Raw genomic sequence first — 19,173 nt, forward strand, 5'->3', positions numbered from 1 at the left:
GCCAACACGTGACGACGCAGGATCTCGGTTCACGTCACAAGCAGCAAACCAGCTTGTTCATCTGCGCCGGCATCAGCCTGCCATTGGCTGTTTTGCGACCGCGCTCTGGTATATCGAGAAGACCCGCCACAATGCTGCCTACGATACTCTCGGCATAGACTGCATTATCGTGCCTACTCATCTTGGCAGCCAGACTTCGGGCTGAATGCTGATCCGTACTCGATCAGCATCAATTGAGCCACGAGAGAGTTGTGATGTAAACGTCTCGTCTTCGACTGCAATGACGAGACCAAGGTGCCGAACACTCGCCGCCAACGTGGTTACTTCTGACGGTTTCAGCCCAGCTGATCCTCAAGGCGTGATCCTAACAGGCTTTCCCTCTTCCGCCTTGTAGAAATACTGGCTCGCCACCAGCCATCCCTTGAGCGGCCGAAGCGGCGGGACGCAGGTCAGCAGCATGAAAGGGATGGTGATCAGAAGGTGGACCCACCAGGCTGCCTGGAACTGTACCTCCAGCCAGACACCGAGAAGGACACTCGGCACGCAGGCGAAGCAGATGACGAAGAAAGCCGGACCGTCCGCCGGATCGGCGAAGGAATAATCCAGTCCGCACGCTTCACACTTTTGATTGAGCGTCAGGAAACCCTTGAAGAGGTGCCCTTGGCCGCAACGCGGGCAACGACCGCGAACACCGGTCTGCATCGGAGGGAGAGGAGGCCATTCGTTGTCCATGACGTCATTCCTTGCAAAGTCAGTCAACAAGCGTATTGAATGCAATCATTTGGATATATGACTGCATTCAATACGTCGATTGGCCAGAACGCCGCAGCCATGCTGACGCATGACGCCTCGCAACGATTGAAGGATCGAATCAGAAAAAGGAGCCGGCCATTTCGGGCGAACTCTCGAGCGCATGCCCCATGAATTCGAGGGCACCCTTGAGGGTATCCCGCCGAATCGGGCCGCCGAGGCACACCCGGACTGCTTCCGGCGCTGGGCCATCCACGGTGAAAGCATCGCTCGCTACGACGCCGATACCGGAGGAGCGCATGTGGCTGCCGAAGGTGGAACGGGTCCATCCTCCTGTCAGCGGTAGCCAAATGTTGAAGCTGATCGGATCGCCGCGATAGCTTCCCTTTGGCAGAATATCAGCCACAAGCTTCTGGCGGGCAGCCGCCTCCGCGCGTATGAAACGTAGGATACTGTCAGCCGTACCGTCCTCGATCCAGCGGGTGGCAAGCGCCACCGAGAGCGGCGAAGCCATGACACTGTTCGCGCGCATGGCGCTTACGAAAGGCCAAGCAGCCTTGGTATCCGGCGCCACGACATAAGCGAGCCGAAGACCGGCGCCAATGCATTTGGCAAGCCCCCCGATGTGCCAGGTGAGATCCGGCGCCATGGTTGCAAGCGGCGGCGGCGCATGCTGTGGAATGAAGCCGTAGGCGTCGTCCTCGACGATCGGAACATGGTATTTCCTCGCAACCGCGCAGATTTCCTCCCGGCGCTTTTCCGGAATCGTCAGCGTGATCGGATTCTGAAGCGTGGGGTTGAGATATAGCGCCTTTGGCTTCCTCATCTCGCAGGCCTCGGCAAAAGCGGCAGGGATGATCCCCTCCTCATCCATCGGCAGGCCTGAGAGGTTCAATCGGAGTTGGGCAGCGATCGAGCGCATGCCCGGATAAGTGATATTTTCCGAGAGCACCGTCTCGCCGGGCTTGGCCAGCATGCCGAAGATGGAAAGCAGTGCGGGATGCGCGCCGGGAGTCACGAAGATACGCTCTTGCGAGGGCACCAGGCCACGCCGGCTGAGCCAGGCGGCAGCCGCCTCCTTATCCATACCCGCGCCGCCGAAACCCTGATAACGCAAAAGCGGGACAAGATTTGTGGCAACGGCGGAAAGCCCTTCCCGCATGCGGGCAATGAGATCTGGATCATCAGGCTCCGGCGGCATGTTCATGGAAAAGTCGACGACGGACGTGCGTCGGGGATCGGGAGTCGCATCGGAAACAAAGCCGCGACGCTCCCTGTCGGCACCGCCGGTGACGAAGGTTCCACGTCCGACATGCGAACTGACGAGACCCCGCTTCTGAGCTTCCAGATAACCGCGTGCGACGGTGGTGAAGTCGATATCGAGCAGTCTGGCGAGATCCCTCTGCGGCGGCAGCCTGTCCCCGACAACCAGCTGCCCGCTTCTCAGATCCATTTCGATGACATCGGCGATCGCCATATAGCGAGGGCCATTGCTGCGGGTCAGATCAGGCGTCCAGGTCTTCATGGCATCCGGCATCCGGGTAAATTAGGTACAATTGACCGTATATTGTTGCTCTATACCGATGTCACGTTCGAAAAAAGGACATTGCGCCGCACCGCGTGCTCTACACGTGCGAAACTTTCTCTACAGCGGCAAATCTCTATCACAATGACTGCATATTGCATGCATTCATTTCATACATTACTGATCTCGTTTTTTGCAGGACGTTGCTCGTTATTTCGCCCATACAAAAACCGCCGCCCGCCATTGATCGCATAATTGAATGCAAAAATTGGCATTTTGACTGTATTTTAGGCAAACTCAATATTGGCACGGTGCTTGCAGTTGGATGGCAGTACCCCGCAACGGGGCCTGACTTCAAACACAGGAGCCATTCATGCCCGCAGTTACCGCACCGGCCCATGCTGATGGGGACTTTTTCGTCGACTACGAGGAAAAAGTCTTCGAAGACGTTCAGGCCAAAGAGGGCGAAAAAGCCCTCATCACCTTCCACACCGTTGCCTTCGAAGGTTCGATCGGCCTCGTAAACCTGCTGCAGGCAAAGCGCCTCAAGCGAAAGGGCTTCGAGACCTCAGTCCTCCTTTATGGCCCCGGCGTTACGCTCGGCGTGCAGCGAGGCTTCCCCAAACTCGGCTCGGAAGCCTTCCCCGGCCACCTGAATTTCAACAACCAACTCAAGGGTTTCATGGAAGAAGGCGGCAAGGTCTATGCCTGCCGGTTTGCGCTGCAGGCGCTTTACGGCCATGGCGAACCATCATTGATCCCCGGCATTACGCCGATCAGTCCGCTCGACGTGCTGGACCTCATCCTGATCCACCGCCGCGATGGCGCCTTCATCCTCGACACCTGGACGCTCTGAGTGGCAGGAGGCGGAGTCTCCTCCGCCTCCTTCATCTGAAACCGAAGGATTCCGCCATGGAGAACAAAACGATCGCCCGGAAATCGACGGTAAGGGCCGCAGCCGCGCAGATCGCGCCGGACCTTAACTCCCGTGAAAAGACCCTAGCCCGTGTGCTGGAAACGATCCGCGAAGCGGCCTTGAAAGGGGCGGAACTCGTCGTCTTTCCTGAGACATTCGTCCCCTGGTATCCTTATTTCTCCTTTGTGCTGCCTCCGGTCCTTTCCGGCCGCGAGCATCTGCGTCTCTATGAGGAAGCCGTCACCGTTCCCAGCACAGCAACTGACGCGGTCGCAGCCGCTGCCCGCGAACATGGCATCGTGGTGGCACTTGGCGTCAACGAGCGCGACCATGGCTCGCTCTACAACACCCAGCTTCTCTTCGATGCCGACGGCAAGCTCATCCTGAAGCGCCGCAAGATCACGCCCACCTTCCACGAGCGGATGATCTGGGGCCAGGGCGACGGCTCCGGCCTGACGGTGGTCGAAAGCAGCATTGGCCGGCTGGGAGCGCTCGCCTGCTGGGAGCATTACAATCCCCTCGCACGCTACGCGCTGATGGCACAGCACGAGGAAATTCATATCGCCCAGTTCCCGGGCTCTATGGTGGGGCCGATCTTCGCCGAGCAGATGGAAGTGACGATCCGCCACCACGCGCTTGAGAGCGGCTGTTTCGTCGTTAACGCCACCGGCTGGCTCACCGACGAGCAGATTGCCTCGATCACGCCGGACCAGAGCCTGCAGAAGGCGCTGCGCGGCGGCTGCATGACGGCGATCGTCTCGCCGGAAGGCAGACACCTCGCCCCGCCGATCACCGAGGGCGAGGGTATCCTCATCGCCGACCTCGACATGAGCCTCATCGTCAAGCGCAAGCGGATGATGGATTCGATCGGCCACTATGCCCGCCCTGAACTCCTGCATCTCGTCATCGACGGCCGCGCCGCGGCACCGATGGTCGCATCCCAGAATTCTTTCGAAACCGCACCCGTTAGGAGCAGCACCGATGGACACCACGACGACGCGTCTTCCGACCGAGATCCTGATCAACGAGTTGCAGTCCTTCGGAGCCAGGCTGGTTGATCCGAAGGCAGGGCACGAGAGCCGCCGGGGCGGTGCCGGCCCTTCCGACCACAAACCGATGACCATAGACGGCGTGACGGTCATGGTGCCGGTCCACACGGCGCCGGCTTTTGAAAGCCCATATCTCGTCGAAAGACCGGACGAGACGGGCAAGAGCCGCATCAGCCGCGATGGGCGTATCCTCGGTGAGGTCTCGTTCCCGCTCCGCCCCCGCTTCTACGAACGCTCAACGGCAGACGGCATTCCCTATTCGCAGATCGCTGTTCTGCACGGCCGCGATGTACTGGCAACGACCGTGCTCCAGACCTGCATCCGCTACCAGAGCCGCACGAAAACCTGTCAGTTCTGCGCCATCGGTCAGTCGCTGGCCGCCGGCCGCACCATCGCCCACAAGACACCGGAACAACTGGCGGAAGTTGCAAAAGCCGCCGTCGAATTGGACGATGTCAAGCACATGGTCATGACGACCGGCACGCCGAAAGGACCAGATCGCGGCGCGGCCGTGCTTGCTGAAAGCGCCCGCGCCATCAAGGCGGCCGTCGACTTACCGATCCAGGCGCAATGCGAACCGCCGGAAGACGACATCTGGTTTTCGATCATGAAGGGTGCAGGCATCGATGCGCTCGGCATGCATCTCGAAGTGGTCACGCCGGAGGTCCGCGCCCGCATCATGCCCGGCAAGGCACAGGTCTCGATCGGCAAATATATGGCATCCTTCAAGGCGGCCGTGGAAGTCTTCGGCCGCGGCCAGGTTTCGACCTATATCCTCGCCGGTCTCGGCGACACACGCGAAGCGATCCTCGACATCTGCGAGAAACTGGTGGCGATCGGCGTCTACCCCTTCGTCGTGCCTTTTGTTCCCATTTCGGGAACGCCGCTCGAAAGCCACCCGGCGCCGAAGCCGGATTTCATGCACTCGATCCTCGCCCCTCTTTCGAAGATGCTGGTCGACGGCGGCCTGAAGGCTGTCGACATCAAGGCGGGCTGCGGCAAATGCGGTGCCTGCTCCGCCCTTTCCACCTATGAAAGGATGCTGGCCAGATGATCTTCGAGCCCTTCGCACCCTATCAGGCCGGCGAATTCCAGGTGAAGTTCGCGAGATCCGCTTGGGAGCGGCGGGGGGCGCATGCGCTCCGCCGCGCCGTATTCTGCGAAGAGCAAAGGATCTTCGACGGCGACGATCGTGATGCGATCGACGACCATGCAATCCCGATCGTCGCGCTCTCGATGATGGGCGTCACAGCCGACAGGCTGGTCGGCACGGTGCGTATCCATCAGGCTGAGCCTGGCCTCTGGTGGGGCTCACGGCTCGCGGTACATGCGGATTTCCGCAAGATCGGTGCGCTCGGCGCAACGCTCATCAAGCTCGCCGTGTCGTCGGCCAACGCCATGGGCTGCCATACCTTCCTCGCCAATGTGCAGGTGCAGAACGGGCTGCTCTTCCGCCGGCTTCACTGGGACGTGGTCGAGGAATTCGAGATCTACGGCAAGCCGCATCTGAGGATGAGGGCCAATCTCGCCTGGTATCCGCCCTGCTCCACGCCGGAAGCCGGCTTCGTCGCCCTCCCGAAAAAGGCGGCATGATCATGGCGGCGATCGATATCCCGGCGCTTGCCATCAAACTTACCGCCTCTTCGGGCATTGCCGCCAAGGCGGATATCGGCACGGTCGCCGCCGGCCTCAGCCTTGCCGGCCAGCCAGTTGCCGTCGGTGACGACTGTGCCGCACTTGCCGACGGTGACGGCTTCCTCCTCTTCGCCATCGAAGGCTTCATCAACGAATTCGTCGCCGCCGACCCGTGGTTTGCGGGCTGGTGCGGCGTGATGGTCAACATCTCCGACGTTGCTGCCATGGGTGGCCGCCCGGTTGCCGTGGTCGATGCCGTCTGGGCGAATGGAGAGGCGGGTGCCACTCCTGTTCTGGAAGGACTGCGGGCAGCGGCCAGGGCCTATGGCGTGCCGATCGTCGGCGGACACACGAATATCCGCACTGATCGCGGACAGTTGTCCGTCGCTATCCTCGGCCGGGCGAAGAAACTGCTGACCAGCTTCGACGCGAAGCCCGGCAATCTGCTGATCGCCGCGATCGACCATCGCGGCCGCTACCGCGAGCCGTTCAATAACTGGGAAGCCGCAACCGATGCCCCGCCCGCCCGCTTACGCGGGGATCTCGAGATCCTGCCCGAAATCGCCGAGGCCGGGCTGGCTTTTGCCGCCAAGGACATCAGCCAGGGCGGCATTCCCGGCACTGCGATCATGCTGGCGGAATGTTCCGGCGTCGGCATCGAGATTGATGTTTCCGCCATTCCCGTTCCGGATGGTGTTGTGCTGGACCGCTGGCTCGCCACCTTCCCGAGCTTCGGCTACCTGATCTCTACCTCGGCGGAAAATGCCGAAGCCGTCCTTCAAAAGTTCACCGCGCGCGGCATTGTAGCCGCCGTCATCGGCACCGTCATTGCCGGCAGCGAGGTCGCCATCAATGCCGATGGCAATCGCGCGGTTATCCGCGACCATGCCGCAACGCCGCTCCTGCGGCTCGGTCGACGGGAGGAGGCCGCATGATCCGACCGCTCCGCATCGCCATGCTGTCCCATTCCACCAATCCGCGCGGCGGCGTGGTGCATGCCATGCAGCTTTCCGAGGCATTGACCATTCTCGGTCACGAGGTCGTGCTGCATGCGCCGGATGCCAAGGGAACGGGCTTCTTCCGCACACCCGCATGTGGGACGATGTGCATTCCGGTCGAGCCGGCACCGGCGGACATGACGGCGATGGTGGAACGGCGGATCGCCGACTACGTAAGACATTTCGAAAGCCCCGCAGCCCGCCACTTCGACATCTTTCACGCCCATGATGGGATTTCCGGTAATGCGCTTGCGACGCTCAAGCAACGTAGTGTCATCCCCTTCTTTGCTCGGACCGTCCACCATATCGATCAGTTTGCCGATCCTCGGCTGATGGAATTGCAGGACCGCTCCATCGATCCGGCGGACATTTTCTTCACCGTCAGTTCAGCATGGCAGCGGGTGCTGTGGGACCGTGGGCTTAACGCCACCGTTGTCGGCAACGGCGTCGATGTCGAACGCTTCGCGCCTGTCTGGAACGGCGAGCAGACGGCGCTCCGTGACCGCCTGGAACTGCCCCCCGGCCCGATCTTCCTCAGCATCGGTGGCGTGGAGGCACGCAAGAACACGATCGGCATTCTCGAGGCATTCCGTCAACTCCGCGCCGTCCGGCCCGATGCTCTGCTTGTCGTCGCGGGCGGAGCTTCGCTGCTCGATCACAGCGGTTACCAGGAAGAGTTCCGGTCCGAGCTCGCCCTGCTGCGTGATCATGCTGCCGCCGTGCATCTGATCGGCCCGGTCGCCGATGAGGATATGCCCAATCTCTACCGGCTCGCTGATGCCTTGGTTTTCCCCTCCCTGAAGGAAGGTTTCGGTCTGGTGGTCCTGGAAGCAATGGCGAGCGGGGTGCCGGTCATCGTCTCTTCCATCGCGCCATTCACCGGATACCTCACCGCCGACGAGGCGATCTGGTGCGATCCCCATCATCCGGCATCGATCGCTGAAGCCATGGCGCTTTCCCTCGTGCCGCGAATCCGCGAGCGCGTCATCCCGTGCGGCCTGGAGGTCGCTGGCCGGTTCTCGTGGCGCCGCGTCGCCGAAGCCCATCTCTCCGCCTATGCGACATTGAAGGAGGTCACCAATGCCTGAAATGCGGTTCGTCATCGCCTGGCCGGATGGCCGGGAGGAAACCTGCTATTCCCCTTCGCTGGTCATCAAGGATTTTTTTGAAGAGGGCCGGACCTACCCGATCCGCGAATTCCTCGACTTGAGCCGGAAGGCGCTGACCATCGCCAGCGATCGCGTCGAAGCGAAATACGGCTACCCCTGCTCACTCGCACGCGGCCAGCTTGCCCGCATCGAGACGGCCGGCGCACTTTTCCTCGACGACGCCGAAGCGCGTGTCCGCTGCCAAAGTTTCATCCTCTGAAAGGACTTCTCCCAATGACCTCGACCCTCAAGCCGCATTATAGCGCCGTCGTCATCGGCGGCGGGCAGGCCGGGCTTTCGGCCAGCCATTATCTCAAGAAGCACGGTATCGATCATGTCGTCTTCGAAAAAAAGACTGTTGCTCACAAGTGGAAGGACGAGCGCTGGGATGCTTTCTGTCTCGTGACACCGAACTGGCAGTGCCAGCTTCCCGATCATCCATATGACGGCGACGATCCGCACGGCTTCATGGTCAAGGACGAGATCATCGCCTATGTCGACCGTTTCATAAAGAGGGTGAATGCACCGGTGCTGGAAGGCACGGCAGTCATCTCGGTCGAAAAAAACGGCGACCTCTTCAAGGTCGAGACTTCGGCGGGTACGGTCACCGCCGACAGCGTTATCCTCGCCACCAGCCTTTATAGCCGACCTGCGATCCCGCGCGCCGCCGAACGCCTGCCGGAAGAGATCGTTCAGCTCCACACGGTCGATTACCGTAATCCGAACCAATTGCCGGAAGGCGCTGTCGTCGTCGTCGGCTCCGGCCAGTCCGGCTGCCAGATCGCCGAGGATCTGCATCTTGCCGGCCGCAAAGTACACATGGTCACCGGGAACGCACCGCGCTGTGCCCGCTTCTACCGCGGCCGCGACGTCGTCGACTGGCTCTCCGACGTCGGCCAGTACGACATCACCGTCGAACATGACGGCATGACGAAAAAGAAGCACGACACCAACCATTATCTAACCGGCCGCGATGGCGGACGCGACATCGACCTCAGGAAGTTTGCACTGGAAGGCATGTCGCTCTACGGCCGCATGGTCGGCGTCTCGGGCGGGCGGATGATCTTCGAGCCGAACCTCAAGGCCAATCTCGACGGCGCCGACCGGGTCTATAACGGCATCAATGCGCTGATCGACCGCCATATCGCGGAAAAGAGCATCGATGCGCCGCCGGCAAGCGTCTACACGCCCCTCTGGGAACCGGAGAACGAACCGGAGGAACTCGACCTCAAGGCCGAAGACGTCACTTCCGTCATCTGGGCCACGGGTTTCCACCCGGACTGGTCCTATGTCGGCCTGCCGATCTTCGATGGCACCGGCTACCCCGTCCAGCGGCGGGGGGTGACTGGCATCGACGGCGTCTATGTGCTGGGCCTGCCCTGGCTCTGGACCTGGGGGTCCGGTCGGTTTCTCGCCGTCGGCAAGGATGCCGAGCATGTCGTCGACCATCTCGCCGGTTATCTGGAAGCCGGTCAGCCCGCGCTCAGGCAGGCGGCAAGTCGTTGACTCTGAACCTCGCCATCGATATCTCACCACACACGCCTTCTCCCCGCGAGCTGATGGAACGTGCGCTCGAACCTCATGTCCTTCTCGGAATGCCGCACCTCAATCCTTACGGTCTGTCCGAAACCTGGTTGATGAAGGAACTGGGGCACCGGCATTGGGTGCTGCTGGCCATACGGCTTGGCATGGAGAACGCGGACTTCCGAACGCCCGACGGTCGGGAGGTTTATGCCTCCCTATGCGCTACGTCGCTACAGAAGGCGCGCCTTGAACTCGCGGCGGCAAATGACGTCCTGACCATCCGCTCGTCCGTGGAACAAGTGTCCCGGACGCAATGGTCCAGCCGGCACTGGCTGGAAATCCGCGGCTTCTGCATCGGTGAAGTGGAGCTCGTTTCCGCTTTCGTCCATCGCACGGTTGAGGGCGATAACCGCACATTGGCGAGAGTAGGCCATTGGGGAGCACTGGCCGAACCGTTTGCCAAGAGCGAGCTCGCAGCCACGGCGGCCTCCTTCCGCCGCGGAACTGCCGAGAGTCATCTTGGCATGTCAATCTCGTTCGATTCGGCTTTGCTCTGCCATCGCTTCAGGCCAAGCCCCCATCAGGAATTCAACGGCGCCGGCCTGTTCTATTTCGCGGAATTCCAGGCGATTGCAGACCGCGCCGTTGAAACATGGTTTCCCGACGAAACCCGCTCCTTCACTCGCCGCGATGCCTTCTTCACGGGCAATATCGTACCTGGAGAAATGGTGACGACCCATCTCAGATATCTGCAGAAATCGGGGAGCCTCCGATATGCCTGCGAATTGACGCGAGAAGATGGAACAAGGATAGCCTACCTGTTTGTGGAGGATACGCAAGCAACCCGACGCGCTATTCGTTAATCTCTGGCTCGACAAGCCTTGCCAGATTTCGCAGCGCCTCTTGCCAGCCGAGATAGCAAGCCTCGCCAGGAATGACGTCTCGTACGCCTGCCTGCGCTATATCCACCCCGGCCCCAAAAGGTCTTCTTGACCTTCCCCCTGCTGGAAGGCTCAATATCCCATCCTTGGATTTAATAGGCAGCCAGCCTGTTTGACAAAGGTCAAAGCCGACAGCATCCGTTTCATTAGCATACGGAAGCGGCGGGAATGAGTTAAGAATGGATCTGTGCATGCAGAAAAGGCTGATTTGGAGTGCGATCGCGGCACTCATCGCAGTCGCCGTTCTTTTCGGTGGCGGGGCTTCCCATGCCTTGCCCCAGCCGTGCTCCAGCAAGCACGCCTCCATAAGCCATAACAGCGTGGAAGAGTACCGCTCCACAGAGCCAGCCCTGGCGGACAAAGCCTGCTGTGCTGATGTCTGCCTCGCGTGTGTGCTCATGGTCCCGGTGCGGAATACCATTGCGGCGTGGCAAACACCTATGATCGCCCGGTTCGGTGAACTGCACGACCATCTGCTGGGGCAGGTGCCTTCCCCCGGGCTGGAGCCTCCTCGATCTGCTGCCTGATGACATGCTCGCCTGACCGGTGGGCCAACTTCCTTCATCAGCACTGTCGGCACGCCGACATAGATCGAGAGGCATATCATGTATCGCCGTCAATTCCTGAAGACGCTGGCCAGTGCGGCAGTCGTCTCGCCTGTCCTCAATTTTACCCGCGCCTATGCAAATCCCGCTCCCACCGATCTGGTCATCGGAAGGAGGATCCTGGAGGTCAATGGCAGGGCCGCGTCCGTCTTCGGACTGGCCGACCGCAATGGGAACCCAGGCCTCGCTCTGGACGCAGGCGCCGATTTCAACGTCCGCCTCATCAACGAGACGTCCGAAGACACCCTCATCCACTGGCATGGCCTGACGCCGCCGTGGCAGATGGATGGTGTTCCGGACAATCCGGCCGCTCTGCTTCCCGGCAAGGAGATGCGGGACTACCAGTTCCCTGTCGGTCCCGGCGGCACCCATTGGATGCACGCCCACACCCTGCAGGAACAGAGCCTGCTCGCCGCACCTCTGATCGTGCGGACTGCCGAGGATCGCGCCCGCGACGAGCAGGAAGTCGTGATCCTGCTTCACGATTTTTCCTTCAAGTCACCCGAAGAACTGTTGGACGGACTGAAGGGTGGCGGCTCGGGTCACGGCGGAATGCCGATGGATCATCAAGCCATGATGTCGATGATGACGAACATGCACGGTCAGCATCAGATGCCAAAGAACGGCACGTCGGGGATGGGCATGCCGATGATGGGCATGTCGACGATGGACCTCAACGACATCGAATACGACGCCTATCTCGCGAACGACCGCACCCTTGACGACCCGGAGGTCGTCAGGATCGAGAACGGCGGCCGAGTTCGCCTGAGGATCATCAACGGTGCAACCGCCACCGCCTTCACCATCGATACCGGACGCGTTGTCGGCAGCCTTATAGCTGTGGACGGCATCGATATCGAGCCTACCTCGGCCAGCCACTTCCCGATTTCGATGGGTCAACGCCTCGACATCCGGCTGGAGCTTCCCCCAGGCTCCGGTTCGTACCCGGTCCTCGCATTGCGCGAAGGTGCCAGGGAGCAGACCGGCATCATTCTCGCGACCAAGGGGGCGACCATTAAAAAGATCGACTCCACGGCTTCCGAAGCTGGTCCCGTTCTCGACCTCGGCCTGGAGCAACAACTCCGGGCTTCGGCACCTCTTGCCGCCCGGTCGCCCGACCATCAATTTATGATGGCACTAACCGGCGACATGGCTACCTACACTTGGAGCATCGAAACCAGCGAACCGCTGAGTGTAGCCAAAGACCGGCGGGTAAGGTTCATCATGCGCAATATGTCGATGATGTCCCATCCCATGCATCTGCATGGACATCATTTCCAGGTCGTCGGTATCAACGGCCAAGCCCTGAGCGGAGCCGTCCGGGACACCGTGATGCTGACGCCGATGGCAGAGATCGTCGTCGACTTTGACACCCGCAATCCGGGACGGTGGCCGCTGCATTGCCATCACCTCTATCATATGGCGACGGGTATGATGACGTTCATCACCTATGACGGCGCGATCTGATCAGGAGACCGACATGGCACACGACCATCATGGACATGCCCACCACGATCATGATCATCAGCACGAAACGAACAAGTCGGGGCCTGCAAAGGCTCCGTCACAACCTCCCGCCGGAGAGGGCGTGGTTTATACCTGCCCGATGCATCCGCAGGTCAGGCAGATCGGACCGGGTAATTGTCCCATCTGCGGCATGACGCTTGAACCGGAAATGCCTGCGGTCGAGACGGGGCCAAGCCCGGAATTGGTCGACATGCAGCGCCGCTTCTGGATCGGGCTGATCCTGACCCTTCCGGTGCTTGCGCTGGAAATGGGTGGTCACCTGACGAACCTCCACATGCTCCTCGGTGCGCAAACGTCGAACTGGATCCAGATGGCTCTAGCCACCCCCGTCGTCCTCTGGGCAGGCTGGCCGTTCTTCGAGCGGGGTTGGAAGTCCATTGTGACGCGCCACCTCAACATGTTCACCCTCATCGCCATGGGCACCGGGGTCGCGTGGATTTACAGCGTCGTGGCGACAATCCTGCCGCGCATCTTTCCGGACACGTTCCGTTCCGCCGAAGGCGCGGTCGCCGTCTATTTCGAAGCAGCGGCCGTAATCACGGTCCTGGTGCTGCTCGGCCAGGTTCTGGAACTGCGAGCCCGCGAACAGACAGGCGGCGCGATCCGTGCCCTTCTCGATCTCGCCCCCAAGATGGCGCGTCGCGTGAGGGCTGACGGTACCGACGAGGACATCGGTCTTGACGCGGTGGCCGTCGGAGACAGGCTGCGCGTTCGCCCCGGCGAGAAAATACCAGTCGACGGTACCCTTCTGGAAGGACGAAGCTCCATCGACGAGTCCATGATCACCGGAGAATCCATGCCGGTGACCAAGGAGGTCGGTTCAAAACTTATCGGCGGGACGATGAACCAGACCGGTGGCTTCGTCATGGAGGCCGGAAAGGTCGGGCGTGATACGATGCTGTCGCAGATCGTCCGGATGGTCGCCGAGGCACAGAGGTCCCGGGCTCCCATCCAGCGTCTGGCGGACGAAGTGTCCGGCTGGTTCGTTCCCGCGGTGATCGCAATTGCTATCGTATCCTTCGTCACCTGGATGCTGATGGGTCCGGAGCCAAGGTTCGCCCATGGCTTGGTCGCGGCTGTCGCCGTCCTGATCATCGCATGCCCCTGCGCGCTTGGTCTGGCGACCCCGATGTCGATCATGGTTGGCGTCGGACGCGGCGCGAGGCTCGGCGTGCTGATCAAGAACGCAGAGGCATTGGAACGCTTCGAGAAGGTCGATACGCTGGTTGTGGACAAGACCGGAACCTTGACTGAGGGGCGACCGAAGGTCACTGCAATCGAACCGCGCGAAGGTATTTCCGAAACAGAGTTGCTCCGGCTTGCGGCCACTCTGGAACGGTCGAGCGAGCATCCGTTGGCGCTTGCCATCGTCAATGCCGCGCATGAACGTAACGTTCCCCTTGGCAATGCCCAGGATTTCGACAGTCCGGTGGGCAAAGGCGTGACGGGCACTGTCGAGGGCAGGAAGCTCGTCCTCGGCAGCCACCGGATCATGGGCGAGGCCCATATCGATGTGTCCGGCATGGCATCGAAAGCCGAGGAGCTTCGCAACGAAGGCGCGACGGTGATCTTCATAGCCGCCGACGGTGTCCTGATCGGTCTTTTCGCCATCGCGGATCCCATCAAGGCAACCACGCCGGAAGCCGTACGACAGCTCGTCGCCGAAGGCGTCCGGGTGGTGATGCTGACCGGCGACAATAAAACGACCGCTCGGGCCGTTGCCCGCAAGCTCGGCATTTCGGAAGTCGAGGCGGAAGTTCTTCCAGAAGACAAGAGCAAGATTGTCGCCCGGCTTCATAGCGAAGGCCGGATCGTTGGGATGGCCGGTGACGGCGTAAACGATGCCCCGGCGCTTGCCGCCGCCGATGTCGGCATCGCCATGGGTACAGGAACCGACGTGGCCATCGAAAGCGCGGGGGTCACACTCCTGAAGGGCGATCTCCAGGGCATTGCACGGGCCCGACAGTTGAGCCGGACGACGATGCGGAACATCCGCCAGAACCTTTTCTTCGCATTCATCTACAATGCAGCGGGTGTCCCTGTCGCGGCGGGCGTCCTCTATCCCGCCTTCGGCATCCTGTTGTCCCCCATCATCGCTGCTGCCGCTATGGCGTTGTCCTCCGTCAGCGTGATCGGCAACTCCCTCAGACTCAGGAGTGCCCGCCTATGACCTCATCCCGCGTATGGCTGTTGATGGCGACCTCCTTCGCCGTCATCGTCGTTTTCTTTATCCTCCGCGAACACTGGGCCCATGCGCTGGGTCTCGCACCATACCTTCTCCTGCTGGCCTGCCCACTCATGCACCTCTTCCACGGTCACGGCGGGCATGGAGGACACGATCATAAGGACCGCACCCCGTGAGCTACTCGCGCTCCGCATCCAGCACGAACTGCTGGAATATGCCTTCATCGCCCGAAAGGCGGCCGAAAGCGGAAGGTTGACCAATCCTGCGAGGTCACCATCCAGGAGGACCTGGTGTTGGTTCTTCTCCGTGGCGGTCGTAACAGAGGAAAAGCACGGACAAGCCAAGCTTCCCAGCCAATTCCAGCCCTTGCTGCTTGCCGAGAACCATCATCGCTGTCGCCCAGGCATCGGCGCTCGTGCAATCGCCTGCGATCACCGTCGCCGAGGCGGGTGGCTCTTTGAGCGGCATCCCGAGCCGTGGATCCATTGTGTGAGAGAGGCGGCGTCCGCCGACGTCCACCCAATGGCGATAATCACCGGATGTAGCGACAGCTGAATCCACAAGCTCAATGATGGAATGCGCGGCGCGTTCGTGAAGGTTGGGTTTCTCAACTGCAATCGCCCAGCCTCTGCCATCCGGCTGCTTGCCGAGGGCGCGCAGCTCTCCGTCGATCGCGAAAAGGCCCGCTTCTATGCCGTGCTGGCTTGCGGTTTCCGCCAGCCTATCGACACCGTAGCCCTTGGCGATGCCATTGAGGTCAAGGCGCATGTCGGCATGTTTGCGCGCTCTCTGATTGGCCGGATCGAGCTCCAGCATATCATAGGCCGGATTGCGGCGTGCGAGGCGGGCAACCTTTATTGCCGTTTCGTCAGCCTCTGCAACTCCAAAACCCCAGGCGGCGACAGCGTCGCCCATGCCGATGTCGAAGGCTCCGCCCGAAGCTTCACCGATGGCCAAACCGATCCCGAGCACCCTCATCAGGTGTTCAGGGAGGGCTACCCATTCGCCGGGTGCGGCAGCGTTCAGGCGATTGAGATCGCTTTCGGGCTTCCATATGGACATCTGCCGGTCGACCTCTGCAACGGCGTCCGCCATGGCAGCGCGGACTTCCACGGTTTTGAAGTCGCCTGGCATGTGAAAGAGCCCCGACCAGCGTGTCCCCATGGAAGGCCCGTTCAGGGCATGACGGGTGAGATCAGTAAACGTCTTCGGCATAACGGCCTTCCGCCTTAAGTGTCGCGAGATTAACGCCCTGGGGCGTCAGGATATCGGAAAGAGCAGTGGCCACCCCCGCTGCCATCTCACGACCGCCGCAGACCAGGATCTGGCCGCCCGCTGCAATCAGCTTGCCGATCCTAGCGCCGTCTTTGCGCAGGATGTCTTGGACATAAGCCGGGTTCGCGGTTCGCGAGAAAGCGGTGGCAACGTCCGCCAGACGGCCCTCCGTCTTCCAATTCGACAATTCCTCCGCATAAAGGGCGTCGCTTGCTGGATGGCGGGCTCCGAAATAGAGATACATGGGTCGACTCGCCTTGTTTGCGCGGGCAAAACCCGCAAGCGGCCCGAGGCCGGTACCGGCACCGATGAGGATGACCGGCTTGCGACCGCGTGCCGGACGGAAGCTCGGGTTGGAGCGAACGAAGGCGGTCACCGGCTGGCCGGGCTCGAGTGCCGTGAGTTGCCCGGAACAGAGGCCGCCCGGCTGCTTGCGGACACAGATCTCGAGAAACCCGTCCTTTGTGCCTGAAGCGAGCGAATAGAAGCGCGGCACATCCGAACCTTCGGGCAGGACGCCGACCAGGTCGCCCGCCTCGAACCGGGGAAACGCCTTGCCGGTCAGGCGCTGCCGGAAGGATGTCTTCGGCAGGGAAAAGCGCAGGATGACGGTGGTCGCCTGAACGTTTGCGCCGTAGTCGCGGCGCGAGATCAGCGACAGTTCCCAGGCCTTCGGTCTGGTCGGCAGATGGTTGAGCTCGAAGCCGAGACCGAGTGTCCGGGCAAGATCGCGGCCCCAACGGGCGAAATCCTGCGGCGACTGGCGATCCACGGTGTTGTAGGGCAGCAGCGTGTCCCAGCCCTTTTCTTCCGCGACCCGGGCGACGTCGGCCGCAAAACCGCAATAAGCGGGGAAGCTGCGGTCGCCAAAGCCGAGAACGGCAAGCGAAAGACCCTGCCTGACGGGTGTACGTCGGAAGCACTCGATAAAGCCGCGCGCCGATGCCGGAGCTTCGCCGTCGCCATAGGTCGCGGCAAGCAAGATCAACCGCCGGGCGCTGGTCCATCGAGCCGGATCGAATGACGACATGGGTCCAACATGCACCTGCATGCCCTGCTCGGAGAGGGATTTCCGGAGCGTTTCAGCAAAGCCCCAGGTCGCGCCGCCCTCACTGCCGACAAGAATGATCGTGTCGGCGTGATTTGCTGAAGCCGAAGCTCCCCTCCGTTCACCACGCCCCCTGAGCCAGACGGCCAGGCCTGTCCAACAGAGGATGGGAACAGAAAGTGCAGAGAGACCGAGAAGCAGGCCGAGCCAGGCCATGCCCTGACCTGTGTGCAGCATGGCGAGCAAATTCGTCACACGATCGAGCCAGTTCGCATCGTTCCAGGCCAGCAGCTCGCCATTGCCCTGGTCGATATAGCCTTCGCCCGCATCCGTCTTGAGCGTGAACACGTCGGTTGCATCGCCTGCTGCCGGAAAGCCGAGGGAACGAAGTGTGCCGACCGGGGCCTCCTGCAGAACGGTTATGGAAGCGACCTGAATACCCGTAGTGCCGCTGACTTCCGACGGAAAGGGCGGAGCGCCGGCGCCCTCGGGCAGATAGCCGAACGTTGCGGCCGTCATCCAGAGAGCCGTCAGAGACGACAGCAGGAGGCCGGGTAGCGCAAGCCGCGATATGACCGCATGAAGGCGTCTATCGCCCGTACCCTTGGCGGGTTTCAGGATATGGCGCCAGCCGCCTGCGCGGCGCGCCAGCAGAAAAAGACCGGAGACGGCCAGCGTCAGCATCGTCACTGCTCCACCGGCGACAATCAGGCGACCGGTATCGCCGAGAAACAGCGAGCGATGCAGATTGGTAAGCCACCGCTCGAGGCCGGATGTATCGGCGCTGCCGACGGGCGTGCCCGTTGCCGGATCGATGATGGACGAAACCGGTTGGTCGCCATCGAAATAGTATGCCGTGATCCGGCCGGACGGTGCGCGCCTGATCTGCTCCACCGTGGGTTCCACGGCCTGGATCCGCGTGGCGAGTTCGGCCACACTGATCTGCTGAGCGGCAGGGATAGTGAGCGCCTCGGAGGTCGGGAAGATCGAAAGTGCCGTACCACTCAAGGTGATGGCGGTGATAAGCGCAGCTGCGACCAGCCCGAACCAGCGGTGGAGCGACCGGATCATGGCAATTTTCCTTCGTGATTAACGCGTATAAGTGAAGTCGGCGACGTAGCGGCTGCCCGTGGCCGCCTGGCCCGATCCGGCCGAGGTCAACGGCACGACAACCTCGTTGGGGCTGTCGCGCATGTCTTCGACGGCGGAATCAATGTGCAGCTCGTAGCCGGCATCGAAGAGCGTATCGGCAAGATCGAGCGTGATCTTGAGCGAACGGCCGGAACCGACGCTGGCGCCGGTAATGCCGTTGATTTCGCCCGTGTCGCCACCTGTGGCGCGGTACCAGCCGCTCAGATGCTCGTAGTAGCGGGCCTTGCCGCCGGCCATCCATAGGCTGCCGACATATTTGCCCTGCGCATCCGTCACGTAATAGGCGAGATAGGCTCCGTCTCCGCCGTAGCTACGCATATTGGTGGTGAAGGTCACCTCGCTTGCAAGCGCAAGACCGGGCACCGTCAGTGTGGTTGTGATGGCCAGCACGGCCAGAAGGGATTTGATCCTCATGGTTATTCTCCGCTTCGGGGACTTGTCAGTTCGTCTGGGCGCGCGGCTTGCTGCCGGGCGTGAAGAGGCCGTTGCCCGGAGGATTGGTGTTTTGCTGCACGGGAGCGCCACGATCGCCGTAGGCAGCACGGCCTTCGTCCTCGTCATCATCATCGTCGTCATCGCCGCCATACCGGCCGCGGTCGTTGGCGGTGTAGCGACCGTCCTCGTCGCGGTGACGGCGATCTCCCTTGCTCTCGTGCTCGCGGTAGTCCGCCTTCACGATGTCATTCCTTGTTCCGTTGCATCTCAGTGCATCGAGCGGTAGGGCCTGGCTGGCGAAGGCGGCGAGAATGGCGGTGCCGGCAACAGCGGCAAGAAGAAGTCTGCGGTCGATCATGGGTGGTCTCCAATGAAAGAACACAAGGGGCAAAACACCTTCGGTTGGCGGCTTTTCCTTGGGTTCGGTTATGTTTTGACCGGCGTTTTGACCGATCGGCTA

19 protein-coding genes and 1 pseudogene are annotated in these 19,173 nt (G+C 61.5%); 12 read left to right on the top strand and 8 right to left on the bottom strand.

All coding sequences use genetic code 11. The features are described from left to right. Positions 1-46: 46 nt before the first annotated feature. The 3 genes and pseudogenes from J2046_RS34310 to J2046_RS06125 all read right to left on the bottom strand — a co-directional run. Positions 47-166, bottom strand: a pseudogene (locus J2046_RS34310) (AraC family transcriptional regulator); the annotation flags it as partial. Positions 167-351: 185 nt separating this feature from the next. Beyond that, positions 352-732, bottom strand: coding sequence for a DUF983 domain-containing protein (locus tag J2046_RS06120; protein ID WP_210050272.1), 381 nt, complete (start codon positions 730-732; stop codon positions 352-354). A gap of 139 nt (positions 733-871) precedes the next feature. Continuing rightward, positions 872-2,275, bottom strand: a complete 1,404-nt coding sequence (locus J2046_RS06125; RefSeq protein WP_210050273.1) for an aminotransferase-like domain-containing protein — start codon at positions 2,273-2,275, stop codon at positions 872-874. 373 nt (positions 2,276-2,648) lie between these two features. Between J2046_RS06125 and J2046_RS06130 the strand changes: the two genes are divergently transcribed. Genes J2046_RS06130 through J2046_RS06170 form a run of 9 tightly spaced genes read left to right on the top strand, consistent with a single transcriptional unit; the run spans position 2,649 to position 10,408 of the window. Continuing rightward, entirely contained in the window at positions 2,649-3,131 is a 483-nt protein-coding gene (locus tag J2046_RS06130) for an MSMEG_0572/Sll0783 family nitrogen starvation response protein (protein ID WP_037153320.1), read from the top strand. 56 nt (positions 3,132-3,187) lie between these two features. Beyond that, a complete protein-coding gene (locus J2046_RS06135; RefSeq protein ID WP_233469559.1) occupies positions 3,188-4,249 on the top strand; it encodes a Nit6803 family nitrilase in 1,062 nt (353 codons plus the stop codon). Beyond that, positions 4,173-5,294 carry an MSMEG_0568 family radical SAM protein gene (locus J2046_RS06140; RefSeq protein WP_210050274.1) on the top strand — a complete coding sequence of 374 codons (1,122 nt, stop codon included), beginning with the start codon at positions 4,173-4,175 and terminating at the stop codon, positions 5,292-5,294. The genes J2046_RS06135 and J2046_RS06140 overlap by 77 nt, the downstream gene beginning before the upstream one ends. Further along, positions 5,291-5,833 carry an MSMEG_0567/Sll0786 family nitrogen starvation N-acetyltransferase gene (locus J2046_RS06145; RefSeq protein ID WP_210050275.1) on the top strand — a complete coding sequence of 181 codons (543 nt, stop codon included), beginning with the start codon at positions 5,291-5,293 and terminating at the stop codon, positions 5,831-5,833. The genes J2046_RS06140 and J2046_RS06145 overlap by 4 nt, the downstream gene beginning before the upstream one ends. Before the next feature lie 2 nt (positions 5,834-5,835). Further along, positions 5,836-6,810: a sll0787 family AIR synthase-like protein gene (locus J2046_RS06150; protein WP_210050276.1), complete on the top strand. Its 975-nt coding sequence runs from the start codon at positions 5,836-5,838 to the stop codon at positions 6,808-6,810. Then, the gene (locus J2046_RS06155; RefSeq protein ID WP_210050277.1) at positions 6,807-7,961 is read left to right on the top strand and encodes an MSMEG_0565 family glycosyltransferase; all 1,155 of its coding nucleotides are present in this window, start codon (positions 6,807-6,809) and stop codon (positions 7,959-7,961) included. The genes J2046_RS06150 and J2046_RS06155 overlap by 4 nt, the downstream gene beginning before the upstream one ends. Continuing rightward, on the top strand, positions 7,954-8,241 hold the full coding sequence (locus J2046_RS06160; RefSeq protein WP_210050279.1) for an MSMEG_0570 family nitrogen starvation response protein: 288 nt from the start codon (positions 7,954-7,956) through the stop codon (positions 8,239-8,241). The genes J2046_RS06155 and J2046_RS06160 overlap by 8 nt, the downstream gene beginning before the upstream one ends. A gap of 14 nt (positions 8,242-8,255) precedes the next feature. Further along, on the top strand, positions 8,256-9,527 hold the full coding sequence (locus J2046_RS06165; RefSeq protein ID WP_210050280.1) for an MSMEG_0569 family flavin-dependent oxidoreductase: 1,272 nt from the start codon (positions 8,256-8,258) through the stop codon (positions 9,525-9,527). Continuing rightward, on the top strand, positions 9,524-10,408 hold the full coding sequence (locus J2046_RS06170; protein ID WP_325169726.1) for a Pnap_2097 family protein: 885 nt from the start codon (positions 9,524-9,526) through the stop codon (positions 10,406-10,408). Before J2046_RS06165 ends, J2046_RS06170 begins: the two co-directional genes overlap by 4 nt. Here the strand turns inward: J2046_RS06170 and J2046_RS33745 are convergent. After that, a complete protein-coding gene (locus J2046_RS33745) occupies positions 10,398-10,781 on the bottom strand; it encodes an SRPBCC family protein (RefSeq protein ID WP_233469560.1) in 384 nt (127 codons plus the stop codon). The two genes, J2046_RS06170 and J2046_RS33745, sit on opposite strands and share 11 nt — an antisense overlap. Before the next feature lie 310 nt (positions 10,782-11,091). On the opposite strand from J2046_RS33745, the gene J2046_RS06180 reads away from it, so the two are divergent. The 3 genes from J2046_RS06180 to J2046_RS06190 are packed head-to-tail and all read left to right on the top strand — an operon-like array spanning position 11,092 to position 14,979. Further along, on the top strand, positions 11,092-12,558 hold the full coding sequence (locus J2046_RS06180) for a multicopper oxidase family protein (protein WP_210050282.1): 1,467 nt from the start codon (positions 11,092-11,094) through the stop codon (positions 12,556-12,558). 13 nt (positions 12,559-12,571) lie between these two features. Beyond that, complete coding sequence (locus J2046_RS06185) at positions 12,572-14,788, top strand: copper-transporting P-type ATPase (protein ID WP_210050283.1); 2,217 nt, start codon at positions 12,572-12,574, stop codon at positions 14,786-14,788. After that, positions 14,785-14,979: a DUF2933 domain-containing protein gene (locus J2046_RS06190; RefSeq protein WP_210050284.1), complete on the top strand. Its 195-nt coding sequence runs from the start codon at positions 14,785-14,787 to the stop codon at positions 14,977-14,979. Before J2046_RS06185 ends, J2046_RS06190 begins: the two co-directional genes overlap by 4 nt. Before the next feature lie 94 nt (positions 14,980-15,073). Here the strand turns inward: J2046_RS06190 and J2046_RS06195 are convergent, their stop codons facing one another. From J2046_RS06195 to J2046_RS06210, 4 genes are read right to left on the bottom strand one after another with little or no spacing between them, the layout of a single operon-like run. Next, on the bottom strand, positions 15,074-16,018 hold the full coding sequence (locus J2046_RS06195; RefSeq protein WP_210050285.1) for an FAD:protein FMN transferase: 945 nt from the start codon (positions 16,016-16,018) through the stop codon (positions 15,074-15,076). Beyond that, complete coding sequence (locus tag J2046_RS06200; protein WP_210050286.1) at positions 15,999-18,197, bottom strand: PepSY domain-containing protein; 2,199 nt, start codon at positions 18,195-18,197, stop codon at positions 15,999-16,001. The genes J2046_RS06195 and J2046_RS06200 overlap by 20 nt, the downstream gene beginning before the upstream one ends. A gap of 18 nt (positions 18,198-18,215) precedes the next feature. Beyond that, the gene (locus tag J2046_RS06205) at positions 18,216-18,686 is read right to left on the bottom strand and encodes a DUF2271 domain-containing protein (protein ID WP_210050324.1); all 471 of its coding nucleotides are present in this window, start codon (positions 18,684-18,686) and stop codon (positions 18,216-18,218) included. A 31-nt stretch (positions 18,687-18,717) separates the two neighbouring features. Beyond that, positions 18,718-19,071, bottom strand: a complete 354-nt coding sequence (locus J2046_RS06210) for a hypothetical protein (protein WP_210050287.1) — start codon at positions 19,069-19,071, stop codon at positions 18,718-18,720. Between the last annotated feature and the right edge of the window lie 102 nt (positions 19,072-19,173).

Origin of the sequence: Neorhizobium petrolearium (assembly GCF_017873175.1) — a bacterium.
GTDB classification, from domain to species: domain Bacteria; phylum Pseudomonadota; class Alphaproteobacteria; order Rhizobiales; family Rhizobiaceae; genus Neorhizobium; species Neorhizobium petrolearium.

Excerpts from the sequence above, each read along its gene's own strand:
- J2046_RS06155 (WP_210050277.1), top strand. The coding sequence starts at position 6,807 with ATGATCCGACCGCTCCGCATCGCCATGCTGTCCCATTCCACCAATCCG.
- J2046_RS06150 (WP_210050276.1), top strand. The coding sequence starts at position 5,836 with ATGGCGGCGATCGATATCCCGGCGCTTGCCATCAAACTTACCGCCTCT.
- J2046_RS06135 (WP_233469559.1), top strand. The coding sequence starts at position 3,188 with ATGGAGAACAAAACGATCGCCCGGAAATCGACGGTAAGGGCCGCAGCC.
- J2046_RS06165 (WP_210050280.1), top strand. The coding sequence starts at position 8,256 with ATGACCTCGACCCTCAAGCCGCATTATAGCGCCGTCGTCATCGGCGGC.
- J2046_RS06190 (WP_210050284.1), top strand. The coding sequence starts at position 14,785 with ATGACCTCATCCCGCGTATGGCTGTTGATGGCGACCTCCTTCGCCGTC.
- J2046_RS06180 (WP_210050282.1), top strand. The coding sequence starts at position 11,092 with ATGTATCGCCGTCAATTCCTGAAGACGCTGGCCAGTGCGGCAGTCGTC.
- J2046_RS06200 (WP_210050286.1), bottom strand. The coding sequence starts at position 18,197 with ATGATCCGGTCGCTCCACCGCTGGTTCGGGCTGGTCGCAGCTGCGCTT.
- J2046_RS06160 (WP_210050279.1), top strand. The coding sequence starts at position 7,954 with ATGCCTGAAATGCGGTTCGTCATCGCCTGGCCGGATGGCCGGGAGGAA.
- J2046_RS06185 (WP_210050283.1), top strand. The coding sequence starts at position 12,572 with ATGGCACACGACCATCATGGACATGCCCACCACGATCATGATCATCAG.
- J2046_RS06120 (WP_210050272.1), bottom strand. The coding sequence starts at position 732 with ATGGACAACGAATGGCCTCCTCTCCCTCCGATGCAGACCGGTGTTCGC.
- J2046_RS06145 (WP_210050275.1), top strand. The coding sequence starts at position 5,291 with ATGATCTTCGAGCCCTTCGCACCCTATCAGGCCGGCGAATTCCAGGTG.
- J2046_RS06210 (WP_210050287.1), bottom strand. The coding sequence starts at position 19,071 with ATGATCGACCGCAGACTTCTTCTTGCCGCTGTTGCCGGCACCGCCATT.
- J2046_RS06140 (WP_210050274.1), top strand. The coding sequence starts at position 4,173 with ATGGACACCACGACGACGCGTCTTCCGACCGAGATCCTGATCAACGAG.
- J2046_RS06125 (WP_210050273.1), bottom strand. The coding sequence starts at position 2,275 with ATGAAGACCTGGACGCCTGATCTGACCCGCAGCAATGGCCCTCGCTAT.
- J2046_RS06130 (WP_037153320.1), top strand. The coding sequence starts at position 2,649 with ATGCCCGCAGTTACCGCACCGGCCCATGCTGATGGGGACTTTTTCGTC.
- J2046_RS06195 (WP_210050285.1), bottom strand. The coding sequence starts at position 16,018 with ATGCCGAAGACGTTTACTGATCTCACCCGTCATGCCCTGAACGGGCCT.